The organism is Massilia sp. TWP1-3-3 (assembly GCF_049897805.1).
Taxonomy (GTDB): Bacteria; Pseudomonadota; Gammaproteobacteria; order Burkholderiales; family Burkholderiaceae_D; genus Telluria_A.
In genome coordinates this window covers 42,931-54,967 of sequence record NZ_JAFCWX010000011.1, presented here as the reverse complement: position 1 = coordinate 54,967, position 12,037 = coordinate 42,931, and the positions used below count along the sequence as shown (strand labels likewise).

The 12,037-nt window shown below is 62.8% G+C and carries 13 protein-coding genes; 3 read left to right on the top strand and 10 right to left on the bottom strand.

Features of this window, described 5'->3' with window-relative positions:
* Nucleotides 1-110: 110 nt before the first annotated feature.
* Nucleotides 111-284 (top strand): hypothetical protein, encoded by a 174-nt coding sequence (locus ACP7D4_RS13185; protein ID WP_426209496.1) that lies wholly within the window; start codon nt 111-113, stop codon nt 282-284.
* Here the strand turns inward: ACP7D4_RS13185 and ACP7D4_RS13180 are convergent.
* The 9 genes from ACP7D4_RS13180 to ACP7D4_RS13140 form a co-directional block, all read right to left on the bottom strand.
* Complete coding sequence (locus ACP7D4_RS13180) at nt 281-1,330, bottom strand: alpha/beta hydrolase (protein WP_426209494.1); 1,050 nt, start codon at nt 1,328-1,330, stop codon at nt 281-283. The genes ACP7D4_RS13185 and ACP7D4_RS13180 overlap by 4 nt on opposite strands.
* Before the next feature lie 156 nt (nt 1,331-1,486).
* A complete protein-coding gene (locus ACP7D4_RS13175; protein WP_426209492.1) occupies nt 1,487-2,191 on the bottom strand; it encodes an alpha/beta fold hydrolase in 705 nt (234 codons plus the stop codon).
* 44 nt (nt 2,192-2,235) lie between these two features.
* Nucleotides 2,236-3,228: a lipoyl synthase gene (lipA, locus tag ACP7D4_RS13170; RefSeq protein ID WP_426106815.1), complete on the bottom strand. Its 993-nt coding sequence runs from the start codon at nt 3,226-3,228 to the stop codon at nt 2,236-2,238.
* Nucleotides 3,225-3,938: a lipoyl(octanoyl) transferase LipB gene (gene lipB, locus ACP7D4_RS13165; protein ID WP_426209490.1), complete on the bottom strand. Its 714-nt coding sequence runs from the start codon at nt 3,936-3,938 to the stop codon at nt 3,225-3,227. The genes lipA and lipB overlap by 4 nt, the downstream gene beginning before the upstream one ends.
* An 18-nt stretch (nt 3,939-3,956) precedes the next feature.
* Nucleotides 3,957-4,226 (bottom strand): DUF493 family protein, encoded by a 270-nt coding sequence (locus tag ACP7D4_RS13160; RefSeq protein ID WP_426106813.1) that lies wholly within the window; start codon nt 4,224-4,226, stop codon nt 3,957-3,959.
* 121 nt (nt 4,227-4,347) lie between these two features.
* Complete coding sequence (locus tag ACP7D4_RS13155; protein ID WP_426209489.1) at nt 4,348-6,369, bottom strand: DUF6600 domain-containing protein; 2,022 nt, start codon at nt 6,367-6,369, stop codon at nt 4,348-4,350.
* A gap of 142 nt (nt 6,370-6,511) precedes the next feature.
* Nucleotides 6,512-7,144 (bottom strand): LysE family transporter, encoded by a 633-nt coding sequence (locus ACP7D4_RS13150; protein WP_426209487.1) that lies wholly within the window; start codon nt 7,142-7,144, stop codon nt 6,512-6,514.
* A gap of 162 nt (nt 7,145-7,306) precedes the next feature.
* Nucleotides 7,307-7,591: an HU family DNA-binding protein gene (locus ACP7D4_RS13145; RefSeq protein ID WP_426106810.1), complete on the bottom strand. Its 285-nt coding sequence runs from the start codon at nt 7,589-7,591 to the stop codon at nt 7,307-7,309.
* Nucleotides 7,592-7,756: 165 nt separating this feature from the next.
* On the bottom strand, nt 7,757-7,987 hold the full coding sequence (locus ACP7D4_RS13140; protein WP_426106808.1) for a BrnA antitoxin family protein: 231 nt from the start codon (nt 7,985-7,987) through the stop codon (nt 7,757-7,759).
* 235 nt (nt 7,988-8,222) lie between these two features.
* On the opposite strand from ACP7D4_RS13140, the gene ACP7D4_RS13135 reads away from it, so the two are divergent.
* Together ACP7D4_RS13135 and ACP7D4_RS13130 are read left to right on the top strand one after the other, a co-directional pair.
* A complete protein-coding gene (locus ACP7D4_RS13135; RefSeq protein WP_426209485.1) occupies nt 8,223-9,152 on the top strand; it encodes a DUF808 domain-containing protein in 930 nt (309 codons plus the stop codon).
* Nucleotides 9,153-9,338: 186 nt separating this feature from the next.
* Nucleotides 9,339-11,831, top strand: a complete 2,493-nt coding sequence (locus ACP7D4_RS13130) for a TonB-dependent receptor plug domain-containing protein (protein WP_426209483.1) — start codon at nt 9,339-9,341, stop codon at nt 11,829-11,831.
* On the opposite strand, the gene ACP7D4_RS13125 is transcribed toward ACP7D4_RS13130, so the two are convergent.
* Nucleotides 11,746-12,033 carry a hypothetical protein gene (locus ACP7D4_RS13125; RefSeq protein ID WP_426209481.1) on the bottom strand — a complete coding sequence of 96 codons (288 nt, stop codon included), beginning with the start codon at nt 12,031-12,033 and terminating at the stop codon, nt 11,746-11,748. The genes ACP7D4_RS13130 and ACP7D4_RS13125 overlap by 86 nt on opposite strands.
* Between the last annotated feature and the right edge of the window lie 4 nt (nt 12,034-12,037).

Sequence of the window (12,037 nt, the reverse complement as noted above, 5' to 3'; positions counted from 1 at the left end):
TGTTATCGAATGAAACGGACCAGGCGCAGAAACGGGGTCAAATTTTCAAGGACTTGCTATTTCCGACATAGGGACCATCTGACAAAAACCGTCATTGACCAGGATTGCCCATGTTTTGGTTCCATCATCCGAAACCGTTCAACCAAAAGGCTGTTGTCATGCAGATCGTGCAGCGCAAGGCGGCAGCTGTGGGCGATACCAGCCTGATTATTCTGGAGAGCGCACCCCAAGGGCCAGATGCAGCGGCGCAATCACCGCCGCTGCTGGTACCAAAAAAACCTTAGCGCGCCGGCTTCTGGAAAGCTTTGGTCAAGGCGTCGGCAGCAAACTGCTCCGCATCCTTGGCTGCCGGAACCACGGCGCCCATGCCAAAGAATTCATGCGCCACGCCGGGGTAGCTTTTATATACGACTGCAACGCCATCTTTCTTCAAGCGGTCCGCGTAAGCTTTCCCTTCCGACAGCAGCGGGTCGATTTCGGCGGCAATCACGGTTGCCGACGGCAAGCCTTTGAGCGTCGTTGCTTTCATTGGCAGCGCGTATGCATTCTTAGGGTCGCCACCGTAATGCTTGAAGAACCACGCCATCATCGGCTTGTTGAGCGGCTTGGCGGCTGCATTTTTCTTGTAGGACGGCGTTTCCATGTCGTCATTGACGACCGGATAAACCAGCAGCTGGTGCACCGGCATGGGCTCCTTTTTGTCGCGCGCCATCATCGACACCACAGTGGCCAGGTTGCCCCCGGCGCTCTCGCCGCCCACCGCCACGCGGGTAGCGTCGCCATTGATGCTTTGTGCATTTTTCAGTACCCAGGTGTAGGCGGCATATGCATCGTTGGGTGCGGCAGGGAACTTGTGCTCGGGCGCCTGGTGGTAGTCCACCGCGACAATGACGGCTTTTGCCATTTTCGCCAGCGCGCGCGGCGACGCTTCATAGACCTTGGTGTCGGCAATGACAAAGCCGCCGCCGTGATAGTAGACCATGACCGGGAACGGTCCCTTGCCTTCGGGCGTAAAGATATGGATGGGGAAATCGCCCAGCGGACCGGCGATCATCATGTCCTTGACGGTGACGCCAGCTTCCGGCGCTGTGCTTTTGCCCATATCGGTCAGCACTTTTTTGACCGCGTCGGCAGGAGTTGGCTGCTTGCGGGCTTCTTGCGGGGTGAGCGTTTCGATCGGCTTGCCCCCGAGCGAACCCAATGCGTCGAGCACCTTTTGCATGTGCGGTTCAGCTTTTGGCGCCGTTGCAGGCGCGGCCTGCGCTGTGCAGCACAGTACGGTGGTGGCGGCGGCGGCGGCGATTGATGACATCATCATCTTGGTAGACATGGTATTTTCCTTTGATTGAGCGGCTCTGCACCGCAGTTCGTATTTGTTGAACATCAACTTATACGGTGCATCGGCGCCTTCGTATGTAGTGCAGCTCACATATGAAAGAGAGCCATCAAAGTAGGCAATCCAGTAGGAAATAGAGGTGCGGCTTGTTCAGCCAGTTGCCAGGGAAGTGATGAAACGCCGAACCGCGAGCGCCGCAGTAACGGGAGCGGCTTGCAGCAGCAGGTGCGGTCCAGCGATCGGGACGATGTGCAGCTGCGGTTGAAGCGTGGCGAGATAGCGCGCGGCGCCGGCGGCCACTACCCGATCCTGCGCTGCCTGCAAATAGAGCACCGGCACGACGACGGCGCGCATCAGCGTTGAATAATCGCAGTCGAGTACCGCGCGCAAGCGGGCGCGCATGACCGCCGCACTGACTTTCCCGATCGCTGCACGCAAGGCTTCGCGCAGCAAGGGCGTGGAAGCGGAACCGAGCAAAAGCGGCGCAATCAAACCAGTCAGCGAGGCGGACATGGGCAGCGCACCCAGCACATGCTTGAACAGGGTGAGCGCGGGCGCGGGATTGCGCGCGAAGCTACAGCACAAAATAAGTGCCACCAGGCCGGGCGGCGACGCCGCCAGCGCAATGGCAACAGGACCTGAGAATGATTCGCCCAGCAGCACGAAAGGCTGGTCCGGCGGCAAGCGGGAGCGCGCAAATGCCGTCAAGAGCGCGTAATCGAGCGGCTCGCCCGGCGGATACGACACGACCAGCGGCACGACCGCGTCGCCCAGCGCCGCGATAAATGCTGCAAACAGCTCGCCGCTCCCGTCCATCCCGGGCAGCAGCACCAGCGTCAATGCTGGCCGCGTCACGCTGCGTGCAGCCGGTCTGCCGTCGGTTTGCCGTCGGTGCGCGATCAGGCGCTGATCTGCACGCCGGCGCCATGCGCCTGCTCGTCCGCATGGTACGAACTGCGCACCATCGCGCCCACGGCCGCGTGCACGAAGCCCATCTTGTACGCTTCGGCCTCGAACATTTTAAAGACGTCAGGGTGCACGTAGCGGCGCACCGGCAAATGGTCGCCCGAGGGCGCCAGATACTGGCCGATGGTCAGCATGTCGACATTGTAGGTGCGCAGGTCGCGCATCACTTGCAGGATTTCTTCGTCGGTCTCGCCAAGGCCGACCATGATGCCGGACTTGGTGACCGCGTTCGGGTACAGCGCCTTGAAGTCGCGCAGCAGTTCGAGCGAGTGCGTGTAGTCCGAACCGGGGCGCGCTTCCTTGTACAGGCGCGGCACGGTTTCGAGGTTGTGGTTCATGACGTCGGGCAGGCCGTCGGCAAAGATCGCCAGCGCCTTGGCCAGGCGCCCGCGGAAGTCGGGCACCAGCACTTCGATGCGGGTCTTGGGCGAGAGCGCGCGCGTCTGCTTGATGCATTCGACAAAGTGGCCGGCGCCGCCGTCGCGCAAGTCGTCGCGGTCGACCGAGGTGATCACGACGTACGACAGGCGCAGTTCGGCGATGGTTCGGGACAGGTTATGCGGCTCGTCGGCGTCGAGCGGATCCGGGCGGCCGTGGCCGACGTCGCAGAACGGGCAGCGGCGGGTGCACTTGTCGCCCATGATCATGAAGGTGGCGGTGCCCTTGCCGAAGCATTCGCCGATGTTTGGGCAGCTCGCCTCTTCGCACACCGTCACCAGCTTGTTGGCGCGCAGGATGTCCTTGATCTCGTAGAAACGGGTCGAGGCCGACGCGGCCTTGACGCGAATCCAGTCGGGCTTTTTGAGGCGCTCGATCTGGGCGATCGGCACGATCTTGATCGGGATGCGCGACGTTTTGCTGGCGCCTTTTTGCTTGTCGCTGGCGTTGTAGGCGGGGGCGGTGCTGGTATCGGTCTCGGAGGTCATGTCGCTGCGTGCTCGGTTGTATTGTTCGGTTCGGGCTGCGCGCCCACAGTTGCCAATTGCTCTAGCAGTTCGTCGGCCAGCCTGCGCTGCACCTCGGCCAGCGGGGCATTGACGCCCATGCTGCGCATGTCGACCGTTTTCAGGCCCGCATAACCGCACGGGTTGATCCAGGAAAAAGGCGCCAAATCCATCGCCACATTGAGCGACACGCCATGGTAGGTGCAGCCGTTGCCGCGCACTTTCAGGCCAAGCGCGGCAATCTTGGCGCCTTTGCACGCCCCATCGGCGATATAAATGCCGGGGGCGCCCGCGATGCGCTCGCCACCAAGATTATACGCCGCCAGCACATTGATGATCGCCTCCTCGATTTTTGCCACGAACTGGCGCGCGTACAGCTTGCCGCCCGGCTTGTTGCGGCGCAGGTCCATCAGCAGGTAAATCACCACCTGGCCTGGGCCGTGGAAAGTCACTTCGCCCCCGCGATCGGTCTGGATGACGGGGATCGCATTGGCTGGAATGCCGGGCCCGGCCAGGACGTGGCCACGATCGGCGCCCAGGCCAAGCGTAAATACGGGCGGGTGTTCGACGATCCACAGTTCGTCCGGCGTGTCGGGCACGCGCGCGTCGGTAAAGGCGCGCATGGCGGCGAAGGTGGTCTCGTAGTCGGCGCGGCCGAGGTCGCGCACGCGCGCGGCGCTGTGGGGTGGCATGGTCAGCGGCGACAACGGTTACATGACGATCTTGACCATCGGATGGGCCGACAGGGCGCGATACAGGTCGTCTAGCTGTCCGCGGCTAATCGCGCGCACCGTGACGGTCAGGCCGGTGTAATTGCCCTGTGCCGAAGGGCGCACTTCCATGCGACCGATATGAAATGTCGGGTCGAATCCGAGCACGACGTCGATGACCGTCGCGGCGAAATCTTCGTGCGTGGGGCCCATCACCTTGATCGGAAAGTCGCTGGGATACTCGATAAGGGAGTCTTCTGGGGAGATCATACAAAATCCAGTTCTAGAATAAACACAAGGCGCGGCCCGCACAACGGGCCGGCAGGTTCACATTGTAGCCAAAAAGAAGGCCAGCACTTGGCTGGCCTTGCATTTTTACCCGTTTCTGGCGCTAGCGCAGGTCCGTGGCGTCTTCCTTGGCGCGACGGGCTCGTTCCCGCACAGGTCGCTCCGGAGCCGCGTTTTGCTGCTCCGGTTGAGGACGAGCTTGCTGGACTTGCTGAACCGGTTGTTGCGGGGCCGGCTGCGCCTGCTGGACCTGCTGGGCTCTCATTTGCTGCATCTGCTGTTGCTGGATCTGCTGTTGCTGGATCTGTTGCTGTTGCATCTGTTGCATGCGTTGCTGCTGAGCCTGCTGCTGGGCCTGCTGTTGCTGTTGCTGTTGTTGTTGTTGTTGTTGTTGTTGCTGTTGTTGTTGCTGTTGTTGCTGTTGTTGCTGTTGTTGCTGTTGTTGCTGTTGTTGCTGCTGAATGCGCGCCTGCTGCTGGAACGACTCGGCGCCGCGCGCGCGGCGTTCGCGCTCCACGTCGGGATCGCGTTCCTCATCCGAGCGCCTGTAGCGGCTGATGCGCTCGTCGCGGGTCGGCTGCGCCACCACTGGCTGCGATGGCAAGCTTAGGATGACCGCCGGCGCCGGCATAATTGCGGCCGGCGCCGGCGCAACCTGAACTTGCTCCGGCGTGCGCTGGCGGCGGGCGTCGTTGCCAAAGTTGCTCACGCGGCGCGCATCCGGCCCGGCCAGCGGCGACGGCTGTACCTGCACGGCGCCAGCTGAGCTCATGTTGCGCGCAGCCTCCACCTGCTCGCCACGTTCGCGCTCGAACCGCCGCCCGTCGCCTCTGCGTTCGCGTTCCGTCATTTGCGGCGCCGGCGGCATCACCGGCGTGTTGCTGCCGGTGAACAATTGCGCTGGCGACACGGAGCCACGCGGCGCCGTTGGCACCACAACCGTGCCGCGCTGGCGGAACTGTTCGTGCGGCACCACGGTCAAGCCGGCGCGCGGGTGGTCGTCGCGGTACTGCGGTGCGCGGCTGCGGATATCCGGCTGGGCGCTGCCTGCATTGCGGTTCAGGTAGCGCAGATTGTCATGCGCCATGCGGTAGTTCGGTACATAAGCATCGCGCGGGGCCAGCGGATACCAGCCGGTGGCCGGCGCGGCGTGGCGGGTGCTGCCACTGCCAAAATTTGCGTTCCAGTTGTTGCCGCCCACCCAGCCCACCAGTGCCGGCGACCAGATCACGCGCGAAATATTGCGCCCCGGCGCCCAGCACCAGCGCTGATCGACCATGAGCCAGCGGCCATAGTGGAACGGCGCGTAACCCCAGGGCGCATTGTCGACCCAGGTCCAGCCCCATGGCTGCAGGTAGGTCCAGCGGCCGTCACGGTACGGCGCCCAGCCGTAAGGCACATTGCGGGGCGACCATAGCGGGCCGTATTCATTGTCGTTGCGCCAGGCGCCGTTGTAATCCAGGTCTTCGTAGCCGGTCATTTCGGTGGTGACATAGCGGGCCGACTCGGAGCGCTCATCGCGCTGGTCGCGCAACAGGGCCCATTCGTCAAACCTGTCGCGCACGGCAAAGCCGGTGCGCACGTCGTCCTGGCCGATTTCAGCGCGCTTGCCGGCGCGCACCGTCAGGCGCGAGCCGCCGCCGTCCACTTGCGCCACGCCGCTAAATACGGTGACCTCGGTGCTGTCCTGGCGCCGGCCTGCATCGACCCGAAACTGGCCCGTTTCAAGGAGGCGGATTTCGCCTTGCGGGGTGGTCAGGGTAAAGCCACGCAGCACGTCGGCGTTGCGCACGCGGATGCTGGCGCTGCCGTAGTGCAGATGCAGGCGCAGGCTGTCGTCGTCCAGTTCGGTGATGTCGAGCGCGGAATCGGCGTCCAGGCGCACGGCCGTGGAACCGATCCGGATTTCGGTGCGCCCGTCGCGCCCGGTGGTGACCTGGTTATGCGAGGTAACTGGCCAGTTGACCAACGCGGCGCTGGTTTCGTCGCCCTGCTCGCCGCTGATGCCGACCTGTCCCTGGGACATGGCGATGCGGCCGACCCGGCTTGGGGTGTCGGCCAGTGCCAGCGCGGAACAGGCGGCAAGCACGGCCAGCGTCACGGTGCGAAGGAATCGAGTACTCATCAATGGCTCCAGGAGGATGGTAAAAAGGCGGACGCATGCCGACACTTCATTACAACGTATGAGCGACCAGGCGGACAACAGTAATTACAAAGGGTTGCATATCGGCTTGCATGGCGCCGCTACACACCACGTTGGAGCAGGTTCAGTTGGCGCCGCGCTTGACGAAAAACAGGGCGCTTCCCATCAGCACCAGGATGCCGCCGAAGAAACGGTTTTGCTTTTTGACCGCGCCGGCGTCGCGAAAGTAGCGCTGCATCGACGAGGCCAGGAACGCGTAGCCATGCATGACGATGGTGTCGATCGTGACCATGGTGGCGCCCAGAATGAGCAACTGCGGCAGTAGCGGGGTGCCACGCGAAATGAACTGGGGCAGCACGGCAACCATGAAGATGATGCCCTTGGGATTGGTCGCATTGGTCAGGAAACCGGTCGCCACGCGCCGCCGCAGCGACGGATGCGCCTCGGGGGCGTCGCTGTCGGCAGTGGCGGCAGCCTTGGCGCGCCACTGGTTCACGCCCAGGTAAATCAGGTACAGCGCGCCGACGATCTTGACGATGTTGAACGCGACTTCGGAAGCCAGCAGCAGCGACCCCACGCCGGCGCCGGCAATCGTGAACACCAGCAGCAGGCCAAGTTGCAGGCCGAGCACAGTGGCGCTGGCCTTGCGCACGCCGTACGCCAGCCCGTGCGCCATGGACAATACCGCGCCCGAGCCGGGCGAGACGGCAATGATGGCGCCGGCGATGACGAAGGTGATCCAGGTGGAAAGCAGCATGCGCGGGACGGGAAGAGGGAAAAAAGACGGAAAAAAAGACGGAAAAAAAAGACTGAAAACGTCATGCTGCAAAGCGCAAGCGCGCGGCCCGGGAGACGCAGCCCCGAAGCGAAGAAACCGGTCAGGGACCGGCGTCGTCGCTTCGGGCCGCGCGGGTAGCGATTACTTCTTCTTTGGATTGACCGCAGCCTTCAGGGTCGCGCCTGCCGAGAACTTTGGCGACTTCGATGCAGCGATCTTGATCGGTGCGCCGGTCGATGGATTGCGGCCCTTGCGTGCAGCGCGCTTGGCAACGGAGAAGGTACCGAAACCGGTGATACCAACCGTATCGCCCTTTTTCAGGCGCTCGGTGATGATTTCGAGCATGGTGTTTACTGCGCTGTTAGCTGCCACGCCGGACATTTCCGTACGCTTTGCAAATTCTGCAATCAGTTCGCCTTTTTTCATACAATCCTCCCGAGTTAAAAGAGCGGGAAGATTAGCATAATTATTGCCACGTGTAACAAATTCCGAAAGCCATCCTTAAAAGCAGGCCCCGCTGTGACTGGATCACGACGTTTCGGGGTACGCTTTTTGCGCCATTTACTGGCCTGCTTCGATGCGCCGCCGCGTTTACTCGGCCAGCGCAGCTTCCATGCGGGGCACGGCCAGGCGCGTGCGCAATGCCGCATTGATCAGCGTCTGGTATCCCTTGCCGCTTTGCTCGGACAAGGAACGGAACGTTTCGAGCACTTCGTCGTCCAGATAAATGGTGATGCGCGTCTTGCGTTTGACGGGGCGCGCAGGGCGCGCGGCAACGGGATGCTGGATGGCTGGGTGCGGCTGGTTCAGGTCGGTATTCATGTCGATTCCTCGTTGAGCATCAATGGAGTGAAGCTTTTCCGGTGTAACAGCTGGATGCGGGGCCGGTGGCGCTGCATGGTTCAAACTATACGTATGCACGCGCCAGGCGGTGTTGAAAAGCGACGAGTTGCAGGAATCGGGGGATGAAATGCGAAAAAACGCGCTGGCCCGCACCACGGCTGGCCTGCCCGAGTCGGGTAAAATGTGATTTTTCGACCAGAGCGGGGCATTACACATGGCAAGCAGCTTGCTGGCATTGATCGACGACATCGCCTCCATCCTCGACGACGTCGCGGTACTGAGCAAGGTGGCGGCCCAGAAAACGGCGGGAGTGCTGGGCGACGACCTGGCGCTCAACGCGCAGCAAGTGTCGGGCGTCAACCCGGACCGCGAAATTCCGGTCGTGTGGGCGGTGGCCAAGGGTTCGTTCATCAACAAAGCGATCCTGGTGCCGTCGGCGCTGGGCATCAGCGTGTTTGCGCCCTGGGCGATCACGCCGCTGCTGATGGTGGGCGGCGCCTATCTGTGTTTCGAGGGCTGCGAAAAGCTGGCGCACAAATTCTTGCACAGCAAGGAAGAAGACGCCAAACACCACGATGAGCTGGTCAAGGCGCTGTCGGACCCGTCGGTTGACTTGTGCGCGCTGGAAAAGGACAAGATCAAAGGCGCCGTGCGCACCGACTTCATCCTGTCGGCCGAGATCATTGTCATTTCGCTCGACACGGTGGCTAACGCGACGCTGCTGACCAAGCTTGGCGTGCTGGTCGCCATCGCCATCGTGATGACCGTCGGCGTCTATGGCCTGGTGGCGGGCATCGTCAAGATCGACGACCTCGGCTTGCATCTGAAGGAAACGAGCAGCAAGCTGATGCAACGCATCGGCAACTTTTTGCTGATGGCAGCACCAAAACTGATGCGTCTGCTGACCATCGTCGGCACGGCGGCCATGTTCATGGTCGGCGGCGGAATCCTGGTGCACGGGGTGGCGGCCTTGGGTCACATGTCGGAGGCAGCCTCGGCGTGGGCTGGCGCGGCGCCTGCCGTGGGCCGCGTGCTGGGGCCGGTTGTGTCGACCCTGTTCTCGGCCGCCGTAGGTCTGGTCGCCGGCGCGCTGGTGTTGCTGGCCGTGACCGGCGCCACGCGCCTGTTCAAGCGCAAGGCTTGAATATTGGGCAGGACGCAACGCGTCCTGCCATTCTGACGTAAATAAATAACACTGTTGTTAATTGGAGATCAAATCTGCGCGGGATTTGACTTTGGATGGCGCACGCTCCAGTATCGCCGTAGGGTTATTGGCAACTTATTGGCAACTTATTGACAAATAGGATGTACCACTCCATGAGGGAACTCCATGCATGTACGCTTGACGCCTGAAAAACACATCCTCGCTGTCGCCATCGGCGCCCTGTGCGCCAGTTCCGGGGCGCTGGCCCAGATGCCCCCGCCCACGGCGGTGGCCGATGCGGCCACGGTAATCGTCACCGGCACCCGCGTTGCCAACCGCACCGCGTTCGACACCACGTCCCCGGTCGACATCATCTCGGCCGAGTCGCTCAAGATCAGCGGCGTGACCGAAATTAACCAGGCGCTGTCGGTCGCGCTGCCCTCGCTCAATTTTCCCCGTCCCGGCCTGGCCGACGGCACCGACACGATCCGCCCGGCCACGTTGCGCGGCATGGGCCCGGACCAGACGCTGGTGCTGGTCAACTCCAAGCGGCGCCACGCGTCGGCGCTGATCAACGTGAACGGCACGATCGGGCGTGGCGCCTCCTCGGTTGACCTCAATACCATTCCAACGGCCATCGTCAAGACCATCGAAGTGCTGCGCGACGGCGCCGCGGCCCAGTACGGCTCGGACGCCATTTCCGGCGTTGTCAACGTGCGCCTGCGAACCAACCGCGACGGCGGCGAAGCGAGCGTCACCTATGGCGCGCGCGTGACCGAGTACGATTTCCTCGCCGATGTAGCGAGCGCCGGCGGCAGCTGGACCAACCAGACCTCGCGCAAGCGCACCGACGGCCAGAGCACCACCGTCAGCGCCTGGAAGGGGTTGCCGTGGGGCGAGAGCGGCCACATCACGCTGGCGGCCGAATTCAAGGACCAAAAGCACACCGAGCGCAGCGGCTACGACATGCGCCAGCAATACCCCAAGATCGGCACCGCTTTCGACCCGCGCGAAAACACCATCAACCGCTTCAACGCCTACTACGGCGAGCCGGAAATGCAGCAGGCCACGCTGTTCGCGAATGCCGGCAATACGCTGGGCAATGGCGTGAAAGTCTACGGCTGGTCCAGCTACCAGAAGCGTGAAGCGAAGTCGGCCGGGCAGTTCCGGCGCGCGCTGGACGACCGCAACATCCTGTCCATTTATCCGGACGGTTTTTTGCCGGTGATCGCCCCCACGGTGGACGACTTTGCCGTTACCGGCGGGCTGACCTGGATGACGGGCGAGTGGAACATGGATGCGTCGCTCGGCTACGGCAAGAACAAGATGTCGTTCCAGATTGAAAATACGCTGAACCGCTCGATCGGGCCCACCAGCAAGACCGAGTTTGACGCCGGCGGTTTTTCATACGACCAGACTGTGTTTAACCTGACGGGCGTGCGCGCGCTGACGATGGCGGGCCTCGCCTCGCCGCTGAACGTGGCGCTGGGCATGGAAGCGCGGCGCGAAGGCTACGCTCTGTTCGCCGGCGAACCGGACTCCTACCGCCAGGGTGGCGCGCTGCTGGCCAATGGCGGCGTGTCGGCCCCGGGCGCACAAGTGTTTCCCGGCTTTCAGCCAGCTAACGAATCTGACACCAGCCGCACGGCGGTGGGCGCGTTTGTCGATGTCGAGGCGAACCTGACGGAAAAACTGTTGGCGTCGGTCGCCGTGCGCGGCGAGCATTATTCCGACTACGGCAATAGCCTGGCCGGCAAGCTGTCGAGCCGCTACGACTTTACCAAGCAGTTCGCGGTGCGCGGCTCGGTGCAAAACGGCTTCAGGGCGCCGTCGCCGCAGCAGCAAAACTTTACGACCACGTCGACCAACTTCATCAATGGCGTGCCGTTCGAGATCACCACCTTCAAGCCGACGGACCCGATTGCCGTTGCTTTTGGCGCCAAGCCGCTGGAGGCGGAAAAGTCGGTCAACCTGTCGCTGGGCGCCGTGGCGCGCTTTGGTAGCGCCAATTTAACGATCGACGCGTACCGTATCGAGGTCGACAATCGCATCGTGCTGTCGGAAAACCTGACCCAGGCCAACGTGCGCGCCTACCTGGTGCAGCGCGGCTTTGCCGGCGGCGGCGGCCGCTTCTTCATCAATGGCGTCGACACCACCACCAAGGGCGTCGATGTGGTGCTGGGCTGGCCGCTGAACGCCGGTACAGCGGGCAAATTCGACTTCACGCTGGCGGCCAACTTCACCAAGACCGAAGTGACCCGGGTTCCGGAGACGGCCGAACTGTCGGCGCTCAACCCGGCGCCGCCGCTGTTTGCGCGCGTAAATATTCTGTCGTTCGAGCGCGGCCAGCCGAAAAACAAGCGCAACGCCAGCGTCAACTGGAAGCTCGGCAAGCTTGGCGCAACGCTGCGCGCCACGCGCTACGGCGAAGTGTTTTCGCCCAGCGTGGCCCCGGCGCCGGACGTGACGATGAAGCCGAAAACCGTGGTCGACATGGAAGCGCGCTACGCCGTCACGAGCAAGGTGAACTTGGCGCTCGGTGCGGACAATGTGTTTGACGCCTATCCGGAATCAGTTTCACTGCTGATCAATACTACCGGCAATACGCCGTTTTCCAATTACGCGCCGTATGGCCGCAGCGGGCGCTTTGTGTATGCGCGCGCTTCGTACGCGTTTTAAAAAACCGCCGCCCATCCTTGCCGCAGCAGGATGATGCGGCCACAAACAGCAGCGCGAAGATCAGCTCGCGCGCGCTGTGCAGCCGTTCCTCGGGGCCGGCGCCCGCTTGCGCCGGGATGCGGGCGATCAGCTCGTGGTTGACGATCACGTCCGCCCCGCCGATCAAGCCATGCGCGGCCAAGGCGAGCACAAACGGTTCCATGGCC